The organism is Ensifer sp. Root127, assembly GCF_001425225.1.
Taxonomy (GTDB): domain Bacteria; phylum Pseudomonadota; class Alphaproteobacteria; order Rhizobiales; family Rhizobiaceae; genus Ensifer; species Ensifer canadensis.
Genome location: NZ_LMDX01000005.1, coordinates 30,150 through 56,936, shown reverse-complemented (window position 1 = coordinate 56,936; position 26,787 = coordinate 30,150). Strand labels below are relative to the sequence as shown.

13 protein-coding genes are annotated in these 26,787 nt (G+C 62.7%); 8 read left to right on the top strand and 5 right to left on the bottom strand.

Going from position 1 to position 26,787, the window contains the following annotated elements:
* The first annotated feature begins 22 nt into the window (after nt 1-22).
* From ASD03_RS09440 to ASD03_RS09415, 6 genes are all read left to right on the top strand, one after another.
* Nucleotides 23-2,296: an exopolysaccharide transport family protein gene (locus ASD03_RS09440; protein ID WP_057213022.1), complete on the top strand. Its 2,274-nt coding sequence runs from the start codon at nt 23-25 to the stop codon at nt 2,294-2,296.
* A gap of 47 nt (nt 2,297-2,343) precedes the next feature.
* Nucleotides 2,344-3,213, top strand: a complete 870-nt coding sequence (locus ASD03_RS09435; protein ID WP_348523268.1) for a glycosyltransferase — start codon at nt 2,344-2,346, stop codon at nt 3,211-3,213.
* A 4-nt stretch (nt 3,214-3,217) separates the two neighbouring features.
* Nucleotides 3,218-4,507, top strand: coding sequence for a glycosyltransferase family 4 protein (locus tag ASD03_RS09430; RefSeq protein ID WP_082555730.1), 1,290 nt, complete (start codon nt 3,218-3,220; stop codon nt 4,505-4,507).
* A 229-nt stretch (nt 4,508-4,736) separates the two neighbouring features.
* Nucleotides 4,737-5,414, top strand: a complete 678-nt coding sequence (locus ASD03_RS09425) for a sugar transferase (RefSeq protein ID WP_057213020.1) — start codon at nt 4,737-4,739, stop codon at nt 5,412-5,414.
* Nucleotides 5,415-5,855: 441 nt separating this feature from the next.
* Nucleotides 5,856-7,376, top strand: coding sequence for an oligosaccharide flippase family protein (locus ASD03_RS09420; protein ID WP_244494346.1), 1,521 nt, complete (start codon nt 5,856-5,858; stop codon nt 7,374-7,376).
* A 46-nt stretch (nt 7,377-7,422) separates the two neighbouring features.
* Entirely contained in the window at nt 7,423-8,244 is an 822-nt protein-coding gene (locus ASD03_RS09415) for a methyltransferase, TIGR04325 family (RefSeq protein WP_244494347.1), read from the top strand.
* Nucleotides 8,245-8,276: 32 nt separating this feature from the next.
* Here the strand turns inward: ASD03_RS09415 and ASD03_RS09410 are convergent, their stop codons facing one another.
* Complete coding sequence (locus ASD03_RS09410; RefSeq protein WP_057213016.1) at nt 8,277-10,001, bottom strand: GMC family oxidoreductase; 1,725 nt, start codon at nt 9,999-10,001, stop codon at nt 8,277-8,279.
* A 275-nt stretch (nt 10,002-10,276) separates the two neighbouring features.
* Between ASD03_RS09410 and ASD03_RS09405 the strand changes: the two genes are divergently transcribed.
* Complete coding sequence (locus ASD03_RS09405) at nt 10,277-11,458, top strand: DegT/DnrJ/EryC1/StrS family aminotransferase (RefSeq protein ID WP_057213014.1); 1,182 nt, start codon at nt 10,277-10,279, stop codon at nt 11,456-11,458.
* On the top strand, nt 11,448-12,248 hold the full coding sequence (locus ASD03_RS09400) for a 4'-phosphopantetheinyl transferase superfamily protein (RefSeq protein ID WP_063978329.1): 801 nt from the start codon (nt 11,448-11,450) through the stop codon (nt 12,246-12,248). The genes ASD03_RS09405 and ASD03_RS09400 overlap by 11 nt, the downstream gene beginning before the upstream one ends.
* Here the strand turns inward: ASD03_RS09400 and ASD03_RS09395 are convergent.
* The 4 genes from ASD03_RS09395 to ASD03_RS09380 are packed head-to-tail and all read right to left on the bottom strand — an operon-like array spanning nt 12,169 to nt 26,608.
* The gene (locus ASD03_RS09395) at nt 12,169-13,755 is read right to left on the bottom strand and encodes a hypothetical protein (RefSeq protein ID WP_057213012.1); all 1,587 of its coding nucleotides are present in this window, start codon (nt 13,753-13,755) and stop codon (nt 12,169-12,171) included. The two genes, ASD03_RS09400 and ASD03_RS09395, sit on opposite strands and share 80 nt — an antisense overlap.
* Nucleotides 13,756-13,779: 24 nt before the next feature.
* Nucleotides 13,780-16,590 carry a condensation domain-containing protein gene (locus tag ASD03_RS09390; protein WP_057213010.1) on the bottom strand — a complete coding sequence of 937 codons (2,811 nt, stop codon included), beginning with the start codon at nt 16,588-16,590 and terminating at the stop codon, nt 13,780-13,782.
* On the bottom strand, nt 16,587-24,665 hold the full coding sequence (locus tag ASD03_RS09385; RefSeq protein ID WP_057213008.1) for a hybrid non-ribosomal peptide synthetase/type I polyketide synthase: 8,079 nt from the start codon (nt 24,663-24,665) through the stop codon (nt 16,587-16,589). Before ASD03_RS09385 ends, ASD03_RS09390 begins: the two co-directional genes overlap by 4 nt.
* The gene (locus ASD03_RS09380; protein WP_057213005.1) at nt 24,662-26,608 is read right to left on the bottom strand and encodes a non-ribosomal peptide synthetase; all 1,947 of its coding nucleotides are present in this window, start codon (nt 26,606-26,608) and stop codon (nt 24,662-24,664) included. The genes ASD03_RS09385 and ASD03_RS09380 overlap by 4 nt, the downstream gene beginning before the upstream one ends.
* Nucleotides 26,609-26,787: the final 179 nt, after the last annotated feature.

Here is a 26,787-nt window from a genome sequence, read left to right as displayed (position 1 = left end):
GCGTATTTCATGGGGAACACCAATGGTCGTGCATGACATCTCAAAAATCGTGCTGGATGAGAACTTCGAGGCCAAGCGTTCATCTGGCCAGGAGAGCATATCCTTCCGCGATGTTTCCGACTTCCTGCGGCGGCACCTCATTCGCATCGGGATCTGTGGCGTGATCGGGCTGGCGCTCGGCGCATTCTACATACTCAACACGGCACCGACCTTTACCGCGACCGTCCGCCTGGTGATCGATCCCGAGCAGGGTCGCATCGCCTCACAGGATGCCTCGACCGGAACGATCATCATCGAAGCAGCCGAAATCGCCAGCGAAGTCGAAATCGTCAAATCCGAGGCGATTGCCCGCGCCGTGATCGAACAACTCGACTTGACCAATGATCCGGAAATTGTCGGCGGCGGCGTCTCGATCCGCGGCATGATCGGCTCGCTGCTCTCGTCGGGGGCCAAGAATTCCGACGATGATAAGGTCGACGACGAGTATCTGATGCGGCGCACGATGGCCGCCTTTCTCTCGCGCGTAACCGTGCGGCGCGTCGGCCAATCCTACGTGCTTGAGATCGGCTACTCTTCCACGGACCCGCGAAAGGCGGCCAAGACCGCCAACGCCATTGCTGGAGCCTATATCCGCACGGGCATGAACGAGAGATCGGACGCCGCGAGAAGCGGCGCCAAGTGGCTGGAAAGTCGCCTTATCGAAGTCGGCGCGCAGGCCCGCGCAGCCGCCATGACCGTGGAGGAGTTCCGCGCCAAGAACGACATCACAACGGTGGGCACCGCGTCGACGCTCGATCAGCAACAGCTTTCCGAACTCAGCAGCCAGATGCTGGCGGCACGCGCCGCGACCGCAGCGGAATCGGCCAAGCTGATGACGCTGCAACAGCTCATGTCGAAAGATACGCTGGTCGCGACCGTCAACGACAGTCTCGACAACCCGCAGATCCAGAAGCTCAACGAAGAAATGCGCCTGGCATCCGCCAAGCTCGACAATCTCAAGACCCGATACGACAGCGGAAATCCCGCCATTGTCGCCGCCGAGGCAGATATTGCGCGGCTGGATGCCTCTCTTCGCAACGAATTCCTGCGCATCGAACAGTTCTACAAGTCGAATGTGGACATCGCCAAGACCCGGGAAAAGCTGCTGGAAAGCGAGCTTGCCAGCCTTACCGCGGCGGGTGCCGGCAAAAACGTCGCCCGCGTCGAACTCTCCGAGATGGAAAGCCGCGCGACCACCTACCGCAGCATGTACGAGGGCATTCTACAGCAGCTCATCGGCGCTTTGCAAAAGCAATCCTTCCCCCTCGGCAAGGCACGCATCGTGACGGCGGCAACGGCGCCGCTGGGCAAGACCTGGCCGAAACCTTCGACGATCATGCCGTTTTCGCTGATGTTCGGATTGGCAACCGGGTTGATGCTGTCGGTGCTGCGCGACGGTCTCGACCGGCGCGTCAGCTCCAGCGAGCGCCTTCGCGCCGAGCTCGGGATAACGTCGCTCGGCCACGTGCCGATGTTCAGAAGCAGCCCACGTCCCCATCAGCCTCCGATCGCCTCCACCATGCTGCCGCTTAGATCGGTCCTGGACATGCCCTATTCGCGCTTCTCCGAGGCCCTGCGCGGCGTCAAGAACTCGGTCGATTCCGCCTTCCCTGCCAATGCGACGGCGGTGATCGGCGTGACCTCGGTCGGACCCGGCGAGGGCAAGACCACGATCGCCGCCAACCTCGCCCAGCTCTACATGAACGAAGGGACCTCGGTCCTGCTCGTCGATGCGGATTTCGTCGGCTCGCGGCTCAGCCGCGTCACCACCGAGGATGGTGCGGGCTTCGGCATGGAGAGCCTGCGGATCCTGGGCATTGCCGGCCAATACTCCAGGCGCAGATCAAGCGAAGCGCCGCAGCACGTCGACGAATTCGACGGCAAGGCCGTTCGCTGCGTACCGGTTCTGACTGTCGACCAGACACGCAAGGCCGCCGTCGCGCATCAGCGCTACGGTCACCTGCCGGCGCTGAAATCGGAGCTCGAGCTACTGAGACAGCGCTACAAGGTGATCATCGTCGACATGTCGGGCTTCGAGGATTCGGCCGATACGCGTGTGATCTGTACTTACCTCGACGGCATCGTCGTGGTTCTTGGACAGTCCGACAAGATGACCGTCGAACGCTTGGGCGAAGCCTTGGCGACATTCGGCAAATCACGCGTCGCTTTGCTCGGCGTCATTTCAAACAGAAGCGACGGCCCTCGCCGTACCAACATCCGCTGGGACCGAAAACAATGGCGCAAGTTCAGAAGATGATGCCGGCAACGGGCGATCCCACCGAAGTTCGTCCGGCAACGGTTGCCATCGGCATACCGAGCTGCGGGCGAAGGGACATTCTCTCCGCCGTCCTGCCCCTGATCGCCCGACAGACCCGGCAGCCAGACGAGATTTACGTCTGTCTTTCGTCTCCGGAGGATATGGATCCGAGTTGCACGGACATGCTCGCCTGCCCTGTCACCGTGATCCTGTCCGAACGTGGTCTGTGCCGCCAACGCAACCGGATACTGGCGGCGGTGAATGCTGACATCATTCTGTTCCTTGACGACGATTTCCTGATGGCGCCGTCGTATTTGAGCGAATTGTTGGAGCTGTTCGTCGGCAAACCTGACGTCGCCATGTGCACGGGCACTGTCATCGCCGATGGCATCATCGGCCCAGGTATCGCAATCGATGATGGGCTTGAGATGATAGAGGCAGGATTGCCTTGGCCGGATCTGCCGGAGACCTTCGCACCGATTTACAGCGCTTACGGCTGCAACATGGCGGTGAGGACTGACGCCATCCGACGCGGCGGGTTACGCTTTGACGAAAATCTACCGCTCTATGGTTGGCTCGAAGACGTCGACTTTAGCCGGCTGGTTGCCAAGCATGGTCGTGTCGTTCGTTCGAGCAAACTGCTGGGCGTCCACCTCGGAACGAAGAAAGCCCGCACCTCTGGCATCAAGTTCGGCTACTCACAGATCGCCAACCCCATTTACCTCATGCGCAAGCATACAATGAGCATCCGCCACGCCACCGTCCAGATGGCGCGAAACCTGATCGCGAACTCGGTCAGGGTCTGGAACCCGGAGCCGTGGATCGATCGAAAAGGCCGCCTGCGCGGCAATGTCCGCGCTTTCCTGGATCTGCTGACCGGCCGGCTCGCGCCGCAGAACGTGGAAAGGCTCGAGTAGCGCCATGATGGTCCTGCCGCCCGACCGTGTCGTCGTCATCAACGACCGCTCCACCAGGGTCGGTGGCGCCACGAACCTCGCCATACTCTCGGCCGAGTTGCTCCAACAGCGCGGCCTATCGGTGACGTTCTTTGCCGGGGACGGCGCCCCCGTCGACCGGCCGGCCGCCGATACGATCAATCTCGACGCTGTTCCCCTCCTTGAGCGGCGGCGGAGCGACGCATTCCGGCTCGGCCTTTACGCTCCGCCCGTCTACGAGGCCCTGAGTTCGTTGATCACCAGCCGCGATACGTCATCGACGATCTACCATGTTCATGGCTGGTCGAAGATCCTGTCGCCGGCGATCTTTCGGGCACTGGCACCGGTGCGCGATCGCGTCATTCTACACGCTCACGATTACTTCCTCGCCTGCCCCAATGGCGGCTTCGTCAATTTCCAGACCCAGCGTGTCTGCGACCTCAAACCGATGTCGGGCCGTTGCCTGACGACACAATGCGACAAGCGCGGACTGCACGAGAAGGCCTGGCGCTCGGCGCGGCACATGCTGCGCGAGCATCTTTTCCCGACCAAGCGAATGGCCGCGAACATCATCGTCGTGCACGAGAAGATGCGGTCCTATTTCGAACGCGCCGGCATGAACGGCACCCGGATCGAAACAATCCGCAATCCGGTGCTTCCCTTCATCGGCCCCGGGCTCCAGCCCTGGACCAACCGCAACTTCGTGTTCGTCGGCCGGCTGGAACCCGAAAAAGGGTTCGAGGATGCAGCCAAGGCAGCGAGCCTTGCAAAGGTCCCGCTTCACTTCATCGGCGATGGCTCAGGTCGCACCATGATCGAGAAGACCTACCCCGAGGCAACCGTTCACGGATGGAAGTCGAAGGACGAGATGCGGGACATCATTCGCAGCGCACGTGCAGTCGTGGTCTCGTCGCGCGTGCCCGAACCGTTCGGGCTGGCGGCTCTCGAAGCCGTTTCGAGCGGCATACCGGTCATCCTGCCCGACGCTGCATTGCTCGCGGACGAGATTGAGGCCTTGGGATGCGGCGTCAAATTCCGCATCGCCAATGTCGAGGATCTCGCCGCCGCTATACGATCCGTCGCCGCCGATGACGCATTGGTGCAGAGGATGAGCGCGAACTGCTTCAAGGAGGCCGGCGGGCTGGCGCATTCGCCGGAAACCTGGGCGGATGAGTTAATCGACCTCTACCGTCGCGTACTGCACCATTCGGCGCGGAGCGCGATCACGACGATCGACAGCGCTGTCTGTGATCTACGCAGTGGAGATGCTCCATGAAACGGCGTCAATCGTCACCGGGAGCAACTGGGCGACAGGAGTTACGGCAACCCGGCAAAACCCGGAGGCATTCGGCTTGCTCTCGATTAGACCGCCGACCGCCTGGCGGCGCAATCCTGTCCGTCGCGTACCTCCATTGGACTAGGCCCTGCCCATCAGGGTCGATTGTAAATCAATGCGCCCGCTGGCAGCCTGTTAAGGGCGAACGGTGTTTGGAGGGGTGAGAGATATGCTGTCCGTTTCTGATGGCGCTGGACGACAAGGGCATACCGCGCGCGGAACCATCGCAGCACGGCGCGCTAGCAGATCCAAGCGTCTGATCGACGTGACCGTCTCCATCCTGGCGCTGATCTTCCTTGCGCCTGCCCTGGCGCTGATTGCAATCGCGCTCATGATTGTCGACGGACGCCCTATCCTTTTCCGACAGGCCCGTGTCGGTGCGCAGGGGGAGATGTTCGAGTGTCTCAAGTTCAGATCCATGCGCCTCGATGCGGCGGAGCGGCTTGCGGAACTGCTGGCCTCCGACCCCGCGCGAAACAGGGAGTGGATGGAGAACCGCAAACTCGTCGGCGACCCGCGTGTCCATTGGCTCGGCAAGATCCTGCGGATGACCTGTCTCGACGAACTGCCGCAGTTCTATAACGTGCTGCGTGGCGATATGAGCCTTGTCGGCCCTCGACCAATTTCACCTGAAGAAACCGAGAAATACGGTCCGAACCTGCATTACTACACGGGGCTGAAGCCCGGCATCACCGGCATGTGGCAAGTCAAAAGACGGCCGGACACGACCTATGACGAGCGCGTCCAATTCGACATCGAGTACTACCAGTCTCGGTCGATCTATCTCGACATGGTGATCATCGTAAAAACGGTGGGCGTCGTCCTCTTTGCAACAAACGAGACCTGACGGGGACGTTCACCAGATGAAAAAAATCACGGCCGCCCAAAAGACAAGGCACAGCATGACCACTAACCAGCGAATGGCCAGCGTCGTGTTCCATGCAGGCCGATTGGTCATGGCGCCCTCTTTGTCCAACGACATCCGTCTCAACATCTGCTGCGAGCTCCCCTTTCCCGCCTGCGTCGCCGCTCTTTCCCTGGCCGCAACCAGCCACGGAATTCAGGCGAACTGCGGGCGCCACCGTTCACGCCATCGCCCATTCTTCCGCACAGAACGGGCTATACCCGAATCATGGCGACAACGGACACCATACCTTAGGCCTTGCGAATTTTCAGCAAATCGGGGCAATTTCGCGAAAGTCGCTACGCAACGCTCGGCACGAGCGGTTGAGCCCGACCCGTTATCATCCTTCCGTCAGCGCCGCTTCCTCTCAGTCGTGGTGCAATGATGGCCCGCTGGATCGAGACGGCAATCCTCCCATTGCGACGGCTGCTGCCAGATTTCTCCCGCGCCTTGCGCCTGCCGCACCTGATTGGCGACGGCTTTGCCGCCCTGTGCGCCAAGGTCATCTCGCAGGCCGCCCAATTGTCGATTTTCATCGTCGCGGCACATGTTCTGGCGGCGGCCGAATTCGGCTTCTTTGCGTTCGCCTCGTCCTTCGCCATCTTCGTTCTTGTTGTCGCCGAAGGCGGATGGGGCGAATTCATCATGAAAGGCGGCGCCGATAAGACTGATATCGATCAGCTGGCGACCCTGTCGATGCTATCAGGGCTTATCGCCACGATCCTGGGCCTGTGTACCGCCGCAACCATGTTCATGCTGGGTCACGGTTGGAACGCGCTGCTGGTCGCCCTTTTCAGCTCCTGGTACCTGCCAGCATCGCTGTCGACGGTTTACGACGGCATTCTCATCTCGCATGGCCGGTTGCGCGGCCAATCTATCATTAGGATCGCGGCCGAGATCATCGGGCTGCTCGTGGCGATCGGCGGGCTTTCCTTGGGGTGGAACATTGTTGCTCTCATCTGCGGACGGTTGGCGCAACAGCTGACGATCCTGGTCGCCTCGATGATCTTGGTGCGATGGCTGCCGCGTCTGCGCTTGCGCCGCGCTTACGCCATGCAGGTGTTGGAATTCTCGCGCCATATCGTCGCCAACCGGCTTGTGGTGTTCTTTCGCTCCTACGCCGGCACGCTGGTGGTGGGCAGCTTCCTCGGCCTGGCCGAAGCGGGATACTACCGGGCAGCGGAGCGGATCGTCGCCGCATTCTCCGAGCTTATGGGTGAACCCGCCCGGATGCTTGCCTGGATCCTCTTCGGCCGCGCGGCGGGCAAGGACAAGGGCAATGTCGACCGGGCCGCGATCGGGACGACTGCCACCACCTTCATGACCGTGCTGATGGCGATCTCGACGCCGATCTATCTCGGTCTCGCGCTGATCTCGGCAGAATTGATCGACGTCGTTCTGGGTGAGAAGTGGGCACCGGCGGCGATCCTTGTTGCAATACTCGCCGCGAAACAGACGCTTCTGATCCCGGGCTACGTCACCGAGCCGCTGCTTTCGCTGAGCGGCAACATTCACAGGATGCCGCGGGCCGTCATGTTGAATGGGGCGATCTCCGTCGGCCTGGTCATTCTCCTGACCCCGTTCGGCGCGGTTGCTACGGCGCTGGGACAGTGCGTCGCCGCGGTGTTTTCGTTCAACATATCCATGCGCCTGCAATCGCGCGAGGGCGAACTTGCCTGGAACCGCGTCCTTCGCGACTGCGGCCTGGTGGCAATCGCCGTCTGCGCCATGGCCGCCGCCGTCTTTCTGTTCGGCCGGATAGCCGAAGCGTCGTCGCTGAAGCAGATGTCGACGATCGCGCTGCAGGTGGTTGCCGGTGCGGCGATTTATGTCGCAGCACTCGCCGTGCTGCAGCGATGGAGCGATGCCTTGCGGCCGCTCTTCGCGTTCGGCCGCCATGGATAAGAAGCACACAGGACAACGCAGGCGCGGCAACCAGGGGAGACGCATCGTGCTGACCAGCGATATCAGGAACACCGCCTACCCGCTTCTGCGCAGCGCAATGCGTAGCCTCAACCGCTCCCTGACCCCGCTGAAGGCGGCCGGTGGACGGCTGCGATATCTCTCGCCGTTTCCACAGCGTTTCACCGGCGCCTACGCGTCGTTCGAAGACGCAATCGCTGCCGCCCGCTCCAACGGGCTTGCCGGCTATGACCATGAGGAAATCGCGCAGGTTGCCTTCGAGAAGATGTGCGAGATCGCGCCCTGGGATTACCCGGTGCTTTTCTGGATGCGGCAGGTCATGGGCGAGATCGACGGCCTCGTCGATGCCGGCGGCCACATGGGCACCAAATACCGGGCGTTCCACGACCTTCTCTCGCTCGAAGGATCCTTCCGATGGGTTGTCTACGACTTGCCTGCGATCGTGCAGGCGGGCCGGCGCCGGGCCGAACAGGATAAGCTCGACAATCTGCATTTCGTCGATCGCATCGCCGATGCCGGCCCTGTGCCGTTGTTCCTCGGCTCGGGATTGCTGCAATATCTCGATGTCCAGCTGTCAGACCTTCTGGGACGGATGCCCACCCTGCCCCGCCACCTCCTGCTCAACAAGGTGGCGCTGAGAAAAGGCGGCGCCGTTGTAACGCTGGAGCGCATCGGCACGGCCATCGTGCCTTACCAGATGCGGAACGAAGAGGTGTTCCGCAGTGACATCGAGAGACTCGGCTACCGCCTCGTCGACCGCTGGTCCATCCCGTCGCTCTCACATGTGATCGAAACACATCCCGAGCTGGGGCCGAGCGAAAGCGCCGGTTTCTATTTCCGCCTGCAATGACGACCAAGGGCCCATAGGCGAAGGGATAGGCATCAAATTCCCGGTACGGCGACCGTTTCCTCCGCAACCGCACGAGACGTCGCCGTCGCTGCCGGGCGTCTTTCCAGCCGCATCTTCAGATGATCGGCAAGACGCATCGCCAGGCCAAGCGTCATCAAGGTCGGATTGGCGTGGCCGGGCGTCGGAAAGATCGAGCTGCCGGCGACAAAGAGCCCGTCCACTCCATGCACCATGGAATTCGCATCGACTACACTGGTGGCCGGATCGCTCCCCATGCGCGTCGTGCAGGACGGATGCGCCATGTCGGTGAACGCAGCCTTGCCATCGTCATTCTCGGCTATCCAGTCGACCAGGCGCGGCTGTGGAAGGCCATTGCGCACGAATTCGGAGACCAGTGCCCGTGCAAGCCGCTTGACGCTCTGCACCTCCGTGGAGCCGATTTTCCAAGCGACACACGGCATCGGTACGCCGAACCGGTCCCGCTGATCAGACAGGGTGACGCGGCTCTCCGCGTCGAGCTTCTGCTCGACCATGACATCGAAGCGTAGCTCGTCGGACCGGTGCATCATTCCCCGCTTTTGCACCTTCCGGCGGAAGGTACCTGCTGCCAGGAAGGCAGGCGACCGCGCGACAACAGCAAGATCGCTCGCAAGTCGCGTGCGGTCGCCCCGCATCAGTCGCTTCAGCGCCGCCCATGGATCACGAGCCGAATGGATCTGCACAGGGTAGGCCGCGCAGTTGACCAGCTCTTCGCGCCTCTGGACGTCCGGGCTGAGGCGCAGACCATGGAGATAGAACCGGGTCGCGCCTTGATCCCACAGGCCGTAGAAGTTGAAGTGCCGTGCCACGGCGTCAATATCCTGCCGGTCGAAGCGGAGGAGCGACGAGCGCGGGTGATCGGCGAGGTAGCGCCCGACGACACCTCTGCCGTTGCCGACACCGCCCGGCATCACCGATGTCGAAGCCAGCAGCAGGCGGGCGTTCTCGATGCCGCCCGTACACAGAACGACAGTCTCCGGCCGCACACTTGCGAAAGCTCCGTCAAGGCTCTGTAGATCGAGCGACGCGACACGCCTGCCGCCCTGATCGAGATGGATCGCCGTGACGGTGGCATGCGTCAGGATGTCGATGTTCGGCGTCACCAGCTCGGCAGCCACATTGGCAAACCGCATGGGTTCGCCGCGCCGATCGCGTTCGTGACTGAACTGCCAGAAGAAGGGACGAAGCAGATCGCGGTCAAAGCCGAGTTCGTCCGGCGGCGCATGGAGCCGACCAAAGAGTCTCTCGTCATAGAGATTGGGTCCGAGATTGAGCAGGAGCGCCGCGCGATCGAGTACCGGCCCGAGGCTTTCGCGCGTCATCGGCCAACCGGACACCGGCAGCCAGGGCCGTCGCTCGAGGTCGATTTCGTCGAAGCTTGCGCATTTGCCGATCCATGTATGCGTACTGCCACCGAGCACCCGGTTGCGCAGCTCGAAGGGGGGTATGTCATTCAACCATTCGAGGCTGCCGTTGTAACCCCGGCCAAGGCTTTCGACGCCGTCTCGGACAACGGGCTCGCCGACATTCACGACGGCATTCAGCGTCTGCTGGGCGGCCTCGAAGTCGGCGCCGCCGCTTTCGATGATCAGCACTCGGCAGCGGCTGGTGGCCAGTTCCCGGGCTATCGTCAACCCGACGGGACCGCCGCCAATGATCGCCACATCCGGGCGAAACTCAGTGCCAGAGGGGGCTGATCGGAGGTCACGGATCGGCATGAAAAGAACTCCCGCTTACTACACACCGGTCGTAGCACCAGCGCCATCGCGCCGAAATCTCCCAATATGCATAGGGGAGTAGGGCATCTACTGATTTCGGCTAGCTGGAGCCTGCACACTTTGTTCAGGCGCTGGCCGGAAGTCCATTTTGAAACGATGTCGCGACGCGACTAGGCTTGATTTTTGGGGCCGGTACCCTGCAGGCGATTTGTCCTTATCCCTGGACGCCGATGGTCGGCGAGTGCGGCGAGCCGGCAAGGAGCGGAGATGATGGTATGGCGCGTGTAGGTATCAGAGAATGGCTGGCACTTGGCCCCGTGTTTGCCTCGGGCAAGCTGGCCCGCTTCAGCAGCGACGGCAGCGGGCCACTCACACGTTTCGAAGCGGATTTCGCGGCCAAATTCGGTACAGGCCATGTGCTGACCGTCAGCAGCGGCACGGGCGCATTGATCGCGGCTCTGGCCGCCGCCGGCATCGGTCCGGGCGACGAGGTGCTTGTGCCCGCCTATACCTGGATCGCCACTGCCGGTGCAGCACTGGCCGTCGGTGCCATCCCCATCATTGTCGATATCGACGAGACCTTGACGATGGACCCGGCAGATATCCTGCGAAAGATTACGCCCTATACGCGCGCCATCGTTCCCGTGCACATGGCCAACATGGTGTGCGACATGGACAGTATCATGCAGATCGCCCGCCAGCACGGGCTCGTCGTCATCGAGGATGCGTGTCAGGCCGTAGGGTTGACCTACAAGGGGGTGCGGGTGGGCACTATCGGCGATGCCGGCGCCTTCAGCTTCAACCAGTTCAAGAACATCAATATTGGCGAAGGCGGGGCCGTGGTCACCAACGACGACCGGCTTTTTGCCAGGGCGCGCATGTATCACGACATCGGCGCGCTCTTTCGCGGCCACCTCGACAATGCAAATGAGCCGCCCATGCTCGGCATCAATCTGAAGGCCAGCCAGATCCAGGGCGCCATGCTGAACGTGCAGTTGAAGAAGCTGGATCCAATGATCCGCCGCTTGCGCCGTCGCTACGATGCGATCGCAGAGATCCTGTCGGCCAGCGACGCCATGCGCATCGGCCCGCACAACGACCGCGACCATGCCGCCGGCCTGCACGTCATCTTCGACACGGCCGAAGAGGCGCGGGCGTTCGCCGCTGAAAACAAGCGCGGGGTCTACCGGCTCTATGATTCCAGCCGGCACGTCTACAGCAACTGGCTGCCGGTACTGGAACAGCGCACGGCAAATCCGAAGATGAACCCCTACGCCTGGGGATCCCGCAAGATCGAGTACACGCCGGATATGTGCCCGCGGTCGCTCGACATCCTCAAAAGGACATGCCGCATCGGGCTCGGCGAGAACTATCCCTTGCCGCTCATGACCTATTTCGCCCGACGCATGCTGCGCCATCGACCCGCTTCGAAGGGGAGCCTCGTCTATGCGACCTAGCCTGGACCGGATCGGTCCCAACTTCATCGACATCTGGCGCTGGAACCTTGACCCGGCCGCGTGCGAAATTGACCGCCTGTTCCCAATGCTGAGCGGCGAGGAAAAGGCGCGAGCCTCACGTTTGGTCTATCAGGACCATCGCCAACGCTTCATAGCCGGCCGCGCCGGCTTGCGCCTCGTGCTCGGCCACTACCTCCACCTGCCGCCGCACCGCATCGGTCTGACCTACAACGTCTTCGGCAAGCCGCGCATCGCCGGCGCGTCGGAGTTGCTGCATTTCAATCTCAGCCACAGCGCAGATGTGGCGATGCTGGCGGTTTCCGACCATTATCCCGTTGGCATCGACATCGAAGCGATCAAGCCGCTGAAAGAGGATATTGCCGGACATTTCTTTTCGAAGCGCGAGTGCGCGGCTCTCGGGGCGTTTGCCGGCGACGACTATCTCAACGCGTTCTATCGCTGCTGGACGCGCAAGGAGGCTTTCGTGAAGGCTCATGGCGCCGGGCTGTCGCTGCCGCTGGACTCATTCGACGTCACCGTCGACGCAGCCTCCCGTCCAAGGCTCGAATCCCTTGATGGTGACAGAGATGCGCCGCTGAACTGGAGCCTCTTCGACCTCGCGAGCCCGCCTGGTTTCGCCGGCACCCTGGCAGCGCTCACCCTCGGCAATGCCGTCCATCTTCGCTATAGCGATCACGATGTCCTGGCGCTCAAAGCGTCAGTCGCGCATCCAGCACATACCGATCCCCGGCAGCGTCAAAATGGTGGCAGCCGAGCAATCCCGGTTTGAAATCGGGCTTGATGGTTCTGATGCACCGCTCCCGGTAGTTCTCCAGGTCCAATTGCTCGATTTCCATGATGTTCAGCCCATAGCCGTAAATGCCATGGGCATTGTGCTGCGATGGGCGGAAGACACGGCCCTCGCGCGCAAAGATCCGGCCAGCGTTGCGGGCAAACGTGCTGCCGAGCACCACCGGATTGCGCTTGTGCGGCGTGATGCGCGCCAGCCCCGGCCCATCGACTTCAAAGATGTGAAGCTCGCTGCAGTGATCCTCATAGGCGTGGAACTCGGAGAGGTTCGTAAACAGCCACCACCGCCCGTCATGGCGCGTCAGCACGCTGTCGGCGGCAGACATGCCATTGAGCGCGGTCGCATGCAGCTCCCACTTCAGCGGAAACTCAACGCAGCGCCAGATCTCGATGCGCCTGGATTGATGCGTCTCTGGCATCATGAAGATGTCGTCGCCGTCGCGGAAGACGAACGGGTAGGACAGGTGGTAGTCGCAGTTCAGCGCGACACCCACCGGCTCAAGCCGATCGCCATCAAAGCGGCCGACCGCGATATGCGCCTTGCGGTCGCCATCGGCATAGGCCTCGTAGAACAGGTAGCACTCGCCTTCATGCTGAAGCAGAAACGGATCCGCCTTGATGTCCGTCGACGTCGGTGGGATTTCGACCGAAATACCCGGCTCGAAATCGTCGATGCGGCCGCTGCCGGTAAAGAGCGTCCAGACGGCCGAGCCCGTGCCGGCCTTGTGCTGCACGGCCTTTTTCGCGCGCGCGACGAGCTGGCCGCTGAGGATGCCGAGATACCGGCCCAACTCGTCAATCGACGGCGGCGCGGATTGCCGGCGCGCCGGCAGAGGCGTGGTGATAAGCTCCCCGGTATCGGCCAGTCGCGAGAGTTCGCGCAGCAGCAGGGTGGCGGCGCGCTCCTTGACGAAGTTGATGTTCCTGACCGCGCTGAACTTGATGTTGAAGGAGGACGAGGCGATGGCAACCGACGAAGCGGAAACGCCGAGCCGAACGTAGAGCGAAAGGTCCACGGCCGGCGCGCCGCTGGCCACTTCGAGATAGCTGAACCATTCGCCCGCCCCCGACTTCTGATCGGAAAAGGAGAGCGCCCATTCGCCATAGGGCAGCTCGCGCACGGCGTCGTCGGGCAGGCCGCTCGGCGTCATGCGGATCACCAGATCGAGACCGAGCTCTGCCACCTGCGCCTGGACGGCCCCAGGCTGCGCCGATGCCAATGGCACGATGCGCTGTTTGTGCGCATCGAAGTTGCACGGGTTATATGCAGCCTGGCGGCCGAACGCTGCCTGCTCGAGCCGATGAGCGAGCTTGAAAAAGACGGAGCTCCTACCGACCCCATAGGGTGCCGGATGAACGAGCAAGGCGGTCAGGGCGTATCGCGGATCGGCCACGATTCGATCAAAGACCATCAGTTGCCAATTCTCGAAATGCTCGTCCTGTTCGACCAGGACGCCGATGCGCAATGGTAGGCTTGTGACACGCATGGATGTTGCCTTCGCACGTCGTGTTCAGCGCTCGTCGGAGCGGAACCTGTTGATGACGATGGTCGCCAGGGCCTGAATGCTGTTGCTGTTGAGGCTATCCTCGTGCCAGCCTTCGAGGTCGAAGACCTCGCTGTCTGCAGCGATTGCACCACCCCAGCCGAACAGCAGCTTGCGCGCGCGGCGATGAGTGGCTTCACTGCGGAACAAAAGCACCGACTTCTCATTCGTTGATGGCGGACGATAGCGGCGGGCCGCATCGACCAGCAGATCGGTAACATCGGCATTGACGGCTTCTTCCTGAGAATAGGTCCCGGCCCGCAGACCCAGGTGCTTGAGCAGGGCAAGCGTGAAGTTGAACTCCCTGAGATAGTCGACGAAGCTGATGCGGCCGGAAAAGAGCTTGCGGGTGAAGTAGCCGACGCGCTTCACGCGGCGCTCGCTGTTCCAGCGAAGGCGCCGGAGCCGGGGCTGCGACTTGACATAGCCCGGTGCCCAGGCATCGATGACGGCCGTGAAGCGAAGATCAGCGCCGCGCTCGCGCAGCTGGCGGGCAATTTCGACCGCCAGCACGCCATTGACGCAGAGCCCCATCACGCCGACCGGGCCTTTCAGAATATCTGCGCCCATGCTGTCGACGGCATGCCCAGCGATCTCTTCAAGCGACATGGAGGCGAGATCGCCGGTGAGGTCCGCATGGAACATGTTGGCGTTATAGACCGAGACGGCACCGCCAAGATCGGTCGCAAGCCGGTAGTAGAGGAACGGATGATTGAGCGTGTAGAGCGTATAGGGCGCATCGGTCCGCCCGCAGGCCCCGACGCTCCAGGGATTGGCGCTTGCGGGTTCCAGATCGGTGCCGCTTACCTGCGCTTCGCCAAACAGCGCAGTGGCAAAGCCCCCGAATGTCGGCTGCTTGAAGAGCAGCTCTAGGTCAGCCTTGGCCCCAAGCTTCGATCTGGCGCCGGAGAGCATGCGCAATGCCAGCAGCGAGTGGCCGCCGAGCGCGAAGAAGTTATCGCCGGCCGCGACCGTTGGGACGCCGAGCACCTCTGCCCAGATCGCTGCAAGCGCCTTAGTCTGGTCGATCAGGGCCGCCGATACGGGTACTGGTGCCGGAACAGCTGTTGGCTCAACGCGATCGGCCACAGCCTTGGCAAGGGTGGTCGGCGGCGCCGGTATCCGCAATGCGGTTCGGTCGATGGTGCCGCTGGCATCGCGCGGAAAATTGAGAAGCACGCTGATACCACCAGGCATGGCGGATTGCGAAAGTTGCCGCCCGAGATAGTCCATCAGATGCTCTGGGAGGCGATCGAGCGGTTCGGTGGTCGTCGGCGCCGGGGTGACGAAAGCATGCACGCGCTTGCCATCGTCTTCGACCAGCACCACGGCCGAACCGACCGATGGATGGGCGGCAAGCATCAATTCGATCGCCGTTGCCCGCCCCGTCTCCACTCGCTGCGTCTTGATCTCCCTCGGAGGGATGACCAGTGAGGAAAGCGGCGCCGAGGGCCGTTCCAGCGCCGCTTCATAGGCCTCCTGCCAAAGCCGCAGAAGAGATTCGATCGTGCTCTTTTCAAACAGGTCGGCATTGTATTCGATCGACATGCGCCATCCGCTCGGCCTGCCGATCATGATGAAGCTCAGATCGTAGATAACACCAGGCGATTGCGACGGCGCGCTGATCAGCTCGAAGCCTCCATACTGATGGTCTTCCAGGAATGCCTTCTGCAGGTTGAAGTTGACCGAGATCAGCGGGTTGCGCGAGGGATCGCGAACCGGATTGACCAGTTCGACCAGTTTGTTGAACGGCATTCTGTGATGGTTGAGGGCAGCCGTCACCGTTGCGGTTGCTAGACGCACATGCTCGGCAAAGGAAATGTCACCGGCCATGTCGAACCGCAGAACAACATTGTTGATGAAGACCCCTATGAGGTTCTCCAGGTCCGTCTCGTCGCGCCCGGCGACCTGTGAGCCGAACATGACGGTGTCGTGTCCGGTATAGCGATGCAGCAACGCGCTGACGACGGCAGCCCCGAAACTGTAGAGCGAGACCCTATGTGCGCGGGCGGCGGCGTCGATCCGCTCGCTGAATTCGCTCGGGTTGTTGACGGACAGGATATTGCCGCGGCTGGTCTTGACCGGTCCGCGCGGCGTGTCGGGAATAACTTCGAAATAGGACGCTCCGGTCAGCTGTTCGCGCCAGAATGACTTCTCGGTCTCGAAACCGTAGCTGTTCAGATACTCCTGCTGCCACAGCGAGAAATCGCCGTATTGCAACGGCAGGTCCGGAACAGCCGGCTGCCGGCCGGCATCAAGCGCCGCCGCGATCTCGCCGACCTCGCGGCCAAGCACGCGGATCGACCAGCCATCAAAGCAGCTCTGGTGGGCGGTGATCAGTAGAAAGCCCCGCTCGTTCTCTACCATCAGCAGCGAAACGCGGAAGAGGTAGGGACTGCTGAGGTCGAACGGCGCGCGCGCGGTCTCCTCACCGATCGAGAGGATACGCTGATCGCGCTGATCGGCAGGTACGTTTCGCAGGTCGATGACCGACATCCTGAAGTCGACTTGGTCGACCACCTGCTGGCAGGGCCTACCGCCGACTTCGACGAACCGGGTGCGAAGGGCCTCATGACGCTGGATGACTGTACGAAAGGCGGCCTCCAACGTCGAGGATCGGAATGCGCCGCGGATCTCCCATCGGACTGCGACGTTGAGCGCCGGATTGCCTGGCTTCAGCTGGTCGAGGATCCAGCAGCGCAACTGGGTCTGGGAACAGGGGAACTCCGCAATCACGGTGGGTTCGGCGACAGGTGCAGTGTTGCTTGTCTCTTTCATACTCTTGATACCTGCTCAAACCGGCGCCGCGCGCCATTGCGGAAATCTCTCAGCGAAGGGACCTGCGGCTGGGTGCCGTTCGGATCGATGTCGTCGCGTGTCTCGGCAAAGGTGGCGAGTTCTGCGATGGAGGGATGCATCATCAGATGTTTGGCCTCCAGGCGCAGACCGCTGTCGAGCATGCGGGCGGCGATGCGGAAGATGATCAGCGAATCCGCGCCGAGCGCGTAGAGGTTGTCCTCGACGCCGATCTCCTGCGCGTTCAGAACCTCGCGCCAGATCTCGCAAAGCTGCGTTTCCATGGCGGTGCGCGGCGGCACCCTGATGGCCGTGGTCTCGCGTTGCGGCAAACCACGCTGTTCGAGCGTCTTGCGGTCGAGCTTGCCGTTGGCCGTCTGGGGGAGAGCCTCCTCAAGCACCCAGAAACCGGGGACCATATGCGCCGGCAGGTTGGCCTCCGCATGGGCGGCAAGCGCGGATGCCGAGGGTTTGCTGCTCAGGTCTTCCGGGATGACATAGCACACCAGCTGCTTGTCGCCATTGCTGTTCGGGGCGGCGACGACGGCGCATTGGCGAACGCCGGCGGCGCTGGAAATCGCAGCCTCGATATCGCCAAGCTCGATGCGGAAACCGCGCAGCTTGATCTGCTGGTCGCGCCGGCCGAGCAATTGTAGCGAACCATCCGCGAGCCGCCGACCGACGTCGCCGGTCTTGTAAAGACGCTGAACCGTTCCCGTGCCGATGTCGATATCGGCGAAGGCCTTCTCGGTCAGATCAGGGCGCGCGAAGTAGCCGTTGGCAAGGCCCTCGCCGCCGATATGCAGTTCACCCGTGACCCCGATGGCGGCAACGCGGTTGGCCTTGTCGAGGATGAGGAGCTGCGTGTTGGCGATGGGATGGCCGATGGTGATCGGCTTTTCGCCATCCTCGATCCGTTGCACCGACGACCAGATCGTCGTCTCGGTCGGGCCGTACATGTTCCACAGCTCGCCTCCGAGGCCGAGCAATGAAGAAGCGAGCGCCTTGGGAAGCGGCTCGCCGCCGCACAGCATCTTGAGGTTCGAGCGGCTGAGGCCGGCTTCGACCAGCATCTGCCAGAGTGTCGGCGTCGCCTGGAGCACGGTCGCACCGCAGCTTTCGACGAGCCGCACCAGAGCAAAACCGTCGCGCACCGTGTGCCGGCCGGCAAGCACCACCTTCGCACCTGTGATCAGCGGCAGGTAGAGTTCAAGGCCGGCAATGTCGAAGGAGATCGTCGTCACCGCGACGATCGTATCGCGATCGTCAAGTCCCGGCTCCCGCGCCATCGACGTGAGGAAGTTGACCAGGGCGCGATGGGAGACTTCGACCCCCTTCGGTGCGCCGGTCGATCCCGACGTGAAGATGATGTAGGCCGGCGTCGCCGCGTCCGTGGGGACCTTCGGCAGTGCAGTTGCCGCGCCGGTCGCATCGACGTCGCTATCGATGCGGATGATCGCGACGTCCTTGCCGGCCAGGCCCTCTGCCCGGTCGCTATCGCAGATCATGCCGGCAACGCGCGCAACCTCAAGGGTTTGCGACAGGCGGGTCTCAGGATGGGCAGGGTCGAGCGGCACATAGGCATGTCCCGATTTCATGATCGCCAGCAGGGCGATCACCATTTCAAGCGACCGTTCGGCGAAAAGGGCGATGCGCTGGCCCGGCTCCGGGACGGTCTTCTGGATTTGGCAAGCCAACTGGTTGGATCGCCCTTCGAGCTCGCCATAGGTCATCGTCTTGCCATCGAGTTCGACGGCGATCGCTGTCGGATGCTCGGCAGCTCTGCGAGCAAACAGCGAGAAGACGAATGCATCGCGATCGTAGTCGGCGGCCGTGTCGTTGAGGCCCTCGGCAAGCCAGGCCTGTTCAGCCGCAGACAGAAGCGGCAGACCGTGGATCGGCCGGGTGATGTCGGCTGCCAGCGCCGCAACCAGTGTCGCGAAATGGCCGATCCAGCGCTCGATCGTGCTGCGCTCGAAGACCTCGGCATTGTAGTCGACATCGATGCGAACGCCGTTGGGGCTTTCGGTCAGGTTGAAGAACATATCGAAGTTGGAGAAGGCCTTGGCGTTCGACGCGATCTTCGTCTGCAGCCCGCCGAACTCCAGATTGTCAGGAACCCGCTCGAGGTTGAACTGGATCTCGGTCAGCGGCAAGCGGTGCGTGTCACGCTTGACGCCGAGCTTACGGACGAGCGTGCCGTAGGTGTAATCCTGGTGCTCGAACGCACCGAGCACAAGCTGCTGCGTCGCCTTGAGATGCTCGTCGAAGCGCTTGTCCGACGAGACCGTCTGGCGAAGCGGCAGGAGGTTGACGCAATGGCCGACGAGCGTCTGGCCGTCGAGCAGGCTCTGCCCGGCCGAAGGCACGGCGACGACGATGTCGTCCTGTCCGGAGAGGCGGGAGATCATGATTTGCAGCGCCGCCAGCAACGTCGAAAACAAGGTCGCGCCGGACTTTGCACCTGCCTTCTTCAGGGCTTTGTAGGTTTCCGCCTCGATGCTTCCGGTGACGGTGCCGCCGGCAAAGCTGCGGCGATCCGACCGCGGCCGGTCCAGCGGCATTTCCGGCAGATCGGGGACGTCCTTGTATTGGTCGAGCCAGAATTGTTCGGTCGCGTTCGATATCTCCGCATTGGGAGCAAGATCGGTCGCGTAGGTGGCAAAGGAGAGCGGCGTCGTGAGCCCGGCCTCGGCGTTGCGCATCAGGGCGGAATAGGTCGCGGCAAGCTCTTCGATCAGCACATTGATCGACCAGCCATCGCAGATGATGTGGTGTGCGGTGAAGACCAGGCGGTGGCTGTCGGGAGTCATCCTGACGATGGAAGCCCGAACGAGTGGCCCATCGGCAAGATCGAAGGGAGTGCGCGCATCTTCGTCGATCAATTGCTGCAACAGCGCCTCGGCATCGTTCTCGCCGGCAAGGTCGATATCGGCGACATCGAGCACGAAATCGGGAATGAACTCGAAATGATCCCCCGCCCGGCCGAACCGGATCTGCAGCGCATCATGGCGTGCGACTACGGCATCAAGCGCCCGGCCCAAGCGTTCGCGATCCAGCGGCCCGTCCAGAACCATCGTGAAGGACTCGTTGAAGGAGCAGGAGGCTTCATCGCCGACCTGGGCGGCCAACCAGATTTCCTTTTGCGCTTCCGTCAGCGGCGCCGTTGAAGGTCGGCCAGTTGCCACAGCAGCAGGCTCTGGCGCGATATCCTCTGCCTGGCGTTGCGTGCCGAGGATGCCGACCGATTGGAACGCATCAAGACTGGTGCGGAAGGCGGCAGCGATCGCCTGGAAATCCGCCTCGCTGTGGGCGGTCGTCAGGAAGCAGGGATAGCCGTCCTGGATATGAATACCCTGCATGCGCATCTTGGCATAGAGGAGCGAGCCCAGCGGATCGTCGCTGCCGAAGTCGGCAAAGAACCAGCTCTTGTAGCTGTTGATGGTCTTGGCGATACCGCGCCGGGCGAGATCCGCATTGATCTCGGCGACCAGAGCCTGCGTGCGATCGGCGACGGCGCCATAGAGTGCGGCGCCCTCGCCCCTGATGTGCTGAAGAACGGCCCGCGCCGCCGCAAGCACGAGCGGATGGCGCACGAAGGTCCCGGCAAAGAAGGTCGGCGCGGTCATCGGAACGCTATCGTCGCCATAATTCCAGCATCCGCCGTCGAGTGCATCCATGAAGCGGCTGTCGCCCACCAGCACGCCGATCGGCATGCCGCCGCCGATGACCTTGCCATAGGTCGCCATGTCGCCCTTGATGCCCCAGACGGCCTGCATGCCACCGGGATCGACACGGAAGCCGGTGACGACCTCGTCGAAAACCAGCGCGAATTCGGATTTCGTGGCAATAGCACGCAGCTCGCGCACGAACTCGACCGGCCGTAATTCCGGATGACGGCTTTGGACCGGCTCGATGATCACCGCGGCGATATCGCCGGCATTGGCCTTGATCCATTCAAGGCTTTCCGGATCGCCGTAGCGAAGAACCGTCATGTTGGCGACGGAGGCGGCAGGGATACCGGCGGCGACCGGTATCGCGACCGGCGCACCAGCCCGATTCTTGCCCTTGACCAGCACCTCGTCGAACTGCCCGTGATAGTCGTTGCCGAAAATCACGATCCGATCCCGGCCGGTCACCGTGCGCGCCACCCGCATGGCCGCCATGACGGCTTCCGAGCCGGTGTTGCAGAAGGTTACGCGTTCGTGCCCGGTCATCTCTGCGATCAGTTCCGCGACTTCGCCGGCAAGCGGCGTCTGCGGGCCGATGGCAAACCCGGCGTCGGCCTGCGCCTTCACCGCCTCGACGACGAAATCCGGTGCGTGACCGAAGGCCGTCTGACCCATGCCGTTGACCAGATCGATATATTCATTGCCGTCGACGTCCCAGATGCGCGATCCCTTCGAACGATCGGAAACGACGGGGAAGACCATCTCCTTCCAGTCCTGGCGGAAGCCGGCAGCGGTGCGCGGATCGGCGAGCCACTTCCGGTTCTGGCCGGTGAAGCTCTTCGATTTCCCGTTCCGTGCCTCGTAAGTGGCGATCAGGTCGGCGACGAACGCCTGCTTCTGCGGCGTCATCTCGTGTGCAAGGCTCTTGGCGCCGGGACGGTAGAGCTTGATGCGCTCGGCGCCGATTTCACCGTCGCCTGCACGATCGACCTCAATCTTCGATACCGGCTGCGGCTCAATCGTCGCGATCGGAGGGGCGATCGCCGCCGCAACAATGGTCGACGGTGCGGAAGGGGCTGCGACGGAACCTGTCGCCTGGAGCACCTGCAACTGCTGCGTGACGATCGTCTGCAGCATCTGCAATTGCGACTGGAGGACGGACTCGATGCCGGCAACAGTCGCGGCTGTGGTGACGGGGGCAACGGCAAGCGGCAGGGCCGTCTGCGCCGCGACGGCGGGCGCCGCGGTCGTTGCGAGTGGCGTCGTGGCAGCTGCCGTAGCTGCTGGGGCCGGCTGCGGCTCGGGCGGCAACTGCCGGTCGAGATGCGCGGCCAGATCCTGGATGCTGGGAATGTTGCTCAGCAGCTCCCGGAACGAGAGCTTGATCTTGTAGTCTTTCTCGATCCTTTGCGCGAACTGGCCGATGAAGAGCGAGTCAAAGCCGAGCTCCAAGAATGTCGCACCCGCTTCACCCGGTCCGAGCGCCTCCCCCGACATGTCGCTGAGCAGGGTGATGAGGGAGGTTTGCAAGGCAGGGATACGGCTGGCAGCAGCAACTGGTGTGGCAACATTCATGATTTTGATCCCGTCAAACGGTTGCGCTTGAGTGTCGGTGGAAGATGGCTCGGCGGCAGGGAGCTGCTCGGCCGACGATGCCGGCCGGCCTTCGCCGCGCCGTGCGGAGGCAGGAGCGTCAATCCAGTGGCGCTGCCGCTGGAACGGATAGGTGGGCAGAATGAGCGGGGTTTTGCTCGCGGACGACGTCGGCCAGTTGAGGTCGCAGCCCGACATCCAGAGCTTGCCGTGGGCCTCGGCGAGCGTTTCACCGGCGGCATGCGCGCGGTCATGTTCCGGTAACGACTGGACGACGGCAGTGACCGCATCGCGGCTGAGCGTCTGGGCCGCAAAGACCGACAGGGTGCGACCGGGGCCGACCTCCAGCAGGACGGGCTTGCGCCCGTCGCAAAGGGTCGCCAACCCGTCGGAAAACCGGACGGCGGCGCGGCAGTGCTTCGCCCAATAGTCGGGCGACATGCCTTGCTCAACCGTCTGCCATCCACCGGTGACGCAGGAGATATAGGGCGTTATGGCAGTACCGTAGGTGACCTTTGCCGTCTTTTCGCGCAGGGCTTCGGTGACGCCGTCCATCATGGCGGAATGAAACGCATGCGAGGTGTGAAGCCGGCTGAAGGCGATGCCGGCGCGCTCCATCGCAGCGCACGCAGCATCGACGGCAGCGAAGGTTCCGGAGATCACGCAGAGTTTCGGGGCGTTGACCGCAGCGATTTCGACCTCGTCGCCAAGATAGGCTGAGACTGTCTGCACATCCGCCCGCACGGAAACCATCGCGCCCTGGGGCTGCGACTGCATCAAGCGGCCGCGCGCGGCCACGAGCCGCAATCCGTCCTCGAAGGAAATGACGTTGGCAAGCGTCGCGGCGACGAATTCGCCAACGCTGTGACCGATCATGACATCGGGTTTCAAGCCGCGGCTCATCCATAACCGCGCGAGCGCATATTCGACGAGATAGAGGCACGGCTGCGCGATGCGCGTCTCGCGCTGTTCGTCGGCCATGGCCTGGCTCACCGTGCCGCTGTGGCAGATGAAATCGCGCAGGTCGGTTTTTAAAGGTGCCCGAAGCAGCTCCGTGCCTCTGTCGATCCAGCGGGTGAATTCCGGTTCGCGGCTGTAGAGTGCCGCGCCCATGCCGACATATTGCGAGCCCTGGCCGGGGAACATGAAGGCGATCGGCGGCCTTTCGGTGGCAACGGCACTTGCTACGCGCTCGCTGCCGAGGCGCTCAATCGCCTGCTCGATATCGTTGGCAGCTATGGCGGTGCGATGGCTGAAAGCGCGGCGACCGGTCTGCAGCGTGTGCGCGACCTGCGACAGTGGCAAAGCAGGGTTCGCCTGCAGGTGATCGCGCAGGTTCGCCCGCATGGCCGCAAGTGCTGCCTCGTTGCGGGCAGACAGCGGCAGAATGTGAGGCCCCCGCGCCACGTCGTCGACATTGCCCTGCGACGCGGGCGCCTGCTCCAGCACGAGATGCACATTGGTGCCGCCGACGCCGAACGAGCTGACGCCGGCGCGGCGCGGACCTTCGGTGGCCGGCCAGTCGGTGGTGCTGGCGGGAATATAGAAGGGACTGTCGTCGAGATTGATGCGCGGGTTCGGCCGCTGATAATTCGCCATTCCCGGTATCTTGGCGTGATAGAGCGCCAGCGCGGTCTTGATCAGCCCGCTGACGCCGGCAGCGGCATCGAGGTGACCGACATTGCCCTTGACCGAGCCCAGGGCACAAAGCTGCCGCTTGTCGCCTGCCTCGGCAAAGGCGCTGCGCAATCCGCCGAACTCGATCGGGTCACCAAGCGGGGTCGCGGTGCCGTGGCATTCGACATAACCGATCGTCGAAGGATCGACCGCCGCGTTTGCCAGAGCAGACGAAATCGCGTCCGCCTGCCCCTCGACGCTTGGCGCGGTAAACCCGATTTTGTCCGAACCGTCGTTGTTGATGCCGTAGCCGCGAATGACCGCGAAGATCCTGTCGCCATCCCTCAGCGCGTCTTCCAACCGCTTCAACAGCACGATGCCCGCGCCGCTGCCGAAAACCGTTCCAGCCGCCTGTTCGTCGAACGGCCGGCAGACACCATCGGGCGAAACCATGCCGCCCTCCTGATAGATATAGCCACGCCGTTGCGGGATCGTGATCGATACACCACCGGCAAGCGCCATGTCGCAGCTGTAGGTCAGCAGGTTCTGGCAGGCCTGCGACACGGCGAGCAGCGACGTGGAGCAGGCCGACTGGATGGCGATCGCCGGTCCGCGCAGGTTAAATTTGTAGGCGATGCGGGTCGCTAGAACGTCCGTCACTGAACCGACGATCTGCTGGAAGCAGCCGATCTGGTAGTTGGAGGTGAACTCCTCGACCTTCGCCCGCTCACCCAGGACATTGTTGATGAGATAGGTGGGCATCGAGGCTCCGGCGAAGACGCCGACCAGGCCGGGATAGCGGTGAGGATCGTATCCGGCCCGCTCGAGTGCTTCCCAGCAGACCTCGAGAAAGACGCGATGCTGCGGATCGGTGACCGCCGCCTCCCGCGGGAACATGCCGAAGAACTCGGCGTCGAACATGTCGACATCAGAAAGCTGCGGCCGGGCTGGCACGTAATTGGCGGCAGCACGTTCCTCATCGGTAAATGCATCCTCGATTTCGTCCAGCCTCAGTTTCGAGAATGCATGCCGCCCCTCGCACACCAGATCCCACAGTGCCTCGACCGATGGGGCGCCCGGGAACCGACCGGACATGCCGATGATCGCAATGCCTGTCACGTCCTGGTCATTGCGATCCGAACCGCGGGCGTCGTCTGCATCGTTGAAAACGGTCATGAAGCGCTCCTGCGGAAATGGGAGATGTTCTTCTTTTGCAGCGCCGCACGCTCGGCCGCCGTCATCGCTCGGGCACTGGCCGACGACTTTCCATCGAGGAAGCCGGCCAACTCGTGAATGGTCGGGTGCTTGAACAGGGCAACGACATCGATCGACCGACTGAGGTTGACCTCCAGCGCCGCATGCACCCGCATCAGCTGCAGCGACGTGCCGCCGAGATCGAAGAAATTGCGATCAAGCTCTACGGCCTGCAGGCTGAGCACGTTGCGCCAGAGGTCTTGCAAGAGTGCCTCGGTCCGACTGGCGACTGGCGCGTTCTCGGCCGGCAACGCATCCACCGGCAGCGGAAGCCTGGCGCGGTCGACCTTGCCCGATTGATGCAATGGCAATTCGTCAAGCACGATCACCGCACCCGGGATCATGTAGGCGGGCAGGCTGTTGCGCAGTCTCTCCATCACGTCGCGGATCAGCTCGGCGTCGTCTGCGCGGGTGCCCTCACGTGGGCACAGGTAACCAACGATGCGCTTGTGCGACTGATCCAGATGCTGGCAGATGACGACACCGTCGGCGAGCCGCGGATCGCGACGCAAGGCGGCCTCGATCTCGTCAAGCTCGATGCGCTTGCCATTCAGCTTGACCTGCCGGTCACGCCTGCCCCGGAAAAGCAGGATGCCGTCGTCGCTGAGCACCGCGAGATCGCCTGTCAGATAGCCGCGCACGTCTCCCTGTTCGGTGCGGATGGTGATGAACCGTTCTGCCGTCAGCTCGGGGCGTCGGAAATAGCCGATGGCGACGCCCTCGCCGGTGAGGACAAGCTCTCCCTCTATGTCGCGCCCGACCGGGCGACGGTCCTCGTCGACGATCAGTATACCGGTATGGCTGACGGCGCCGCCGATCGGCACGTCCTTGCCGTCGAACCCCGCGGGGATGTCGAAGGCGGTGGCCAGAACAGTGATTTCCGTCGGCCCATAGAGGTTTGTCAGTCGGCAGTCCGGATGCGCCTTCTGAAAGCGTTTGATGTGCTCGGCAGAGGCGACTTCGCCGCCGAACATCATATGCCGCAACGTCGGCAGTTCGCCGCAGGAGAAATCGGCGAGCAGGTTGAACAGGCCGGTGGTCAGCAAGGAGGCGGTAACGCCGTTGTCACGGATGACATCCCTAAGCCGGCCGACCGAGAAATTTCCGTCCCGCAACCCGGCAATGGTCCCACCGTTCGTCAATGTCGTCCAAATCTCGAACGTGGAAGCATCGAAAGCGATTGTTGCGGCGTGCAGCATCACGTCACCGCTTCCGAGCTCGACATAGTTCTGATCGAGCGCGAGCCGGGTAATGCCACGATGCGGAATGGAGACGCCCTTGGGTCGACCGGTCGAACCCGACGTGTACATGACGTAGGCCATGTCACCGCCTTCGCAGGGTACCGGCTCGAACGGCTTCCTCTCGGTTTGTGCGAGATCGGCGACGATCGCGTGAAGGTCGGCGATCGTGCCCTTGACGTTCGGCACAAGGCGCATCGTAGCAAGCGAGCGGGTATCGACGAAGACCACCTTGGGCTCGCAGTCGCCGATGACGTAGTCGAGATGATCGACGGGAAAAGTCGTATCGAGCGGCAGATAGGCGGCGCCGGCCTTGAGGGTGGCCAGCATGGCGACGATCGTTTCGAGGGAGCGCGGGACGAAGAGGCAGACGATATCGCCCTTCGTGACGCCCGCATCGATCAGATAGGCGGCAAGCGCATCGGACATCAGGTCAAGTTCGCCGTAGGTGATCGAGTGGTCGTCGAAGACGATTGCCGTCGCCTGCGGAGCCGCCTGGGCGTGCCGGTGAACGACGGCATGAACCGAGTGCTCCGGGTCGTAGTGCACGGTTTCCTGCGAGCGGCCCGTCACGCGCCCGGACTTCACCGCCGAATCTACTGCGCTGAAAAATCGGAACTCAGCCATCGTTCGCCTCCTGTCCCTCTCGCCTCACTGCCCGGCGGGACGGCTCAAACGCCCTCCCGGCAATGGGCAGCTCGCGAATTTTGCTGCAATGCCGTCGTCAGCCAGAATTCCATGGTGGCGAAAAATGAACAGCTGATCATTGGGATAGCCGCACCGACGCATCGCCATCAAAAGGGTTA

Coding starts and splice junctions, on each gene's coding strand:
- ASD03_RS09440 (WP_057213022.1), top strand. CDS start 23: ATGGTCGTGCATGACATCTCAAAAATCGTGCTGGATGAGAACTTCGAG.
- ASD03_RS09430 (WP_082555730.1), top strand. CDS start 3,218: ATGATGGTCCTGCCGCCCGACCGTGTCGTCGTCATCAACGACCGCTCC.
- ASD03_RS09425 (WP_057213020.1), top strand. CDS start 4,737: ATGCTGTCCGTTTCTGATGGCGCTGGACGACAAGGGCATACCGCGCGC.
- ASD03_RS09420 (WP_244494346.1), top strand. CDS start 5,856: ATGGCCCGCTGGATCGAGACGGCAATCCTCCCATTGCGACGGCTGCTG.
- ASD03_RS09410 (WP_057213016.1), bottom strand. CDS start 10,001: ATGCCGATCCGTGACCTCCGATCAGCCCCCTCTGGCACTGAGTTTCGC.
- ASD03_RS09405 (WP_057213014.1), top strand. CDS start 10,277: ATGGCGCGTGTAGGTATCAGAGAATGGCTGGCACTTGGCCCCGTGTTT.
- ASD03_RS09400 (WP_063978329.1), top strand. CDS start 11,448: ATGCGACCTAGCCTGGACCGGATCGGTCCCAACTTCATCGACATCTGG.
- ASD03_RS09395 (WP_057213012.1), bottom strand. CDS start 13,755: ATGCGTGTCACAAGCCTACCATTGCGCATCGGCGTCCTGGTCGAACAG.
- ASD03_RS09390 (WP_057213010.1), bottom strand. CDS start 16,590: ATGAAAGAGACAAGCAACACTGCACCTGTCGCCGAACCCACCGTGATT.
- ASD03_RS09385 (WP_057213008.1), bottom strand. CDS start 24,665: ATGACCGTTTTCAACGATGCAGACGACGCCCGCGGTTCGGATCGCAAT.
- ASD03_RS09380 (WP_057213005.1), bottom strand. CDS start 26,608: ATGGCTGAGTTCCGATTTTTCAGCGCAGTAGATTCGGCGGTGAAGTCC.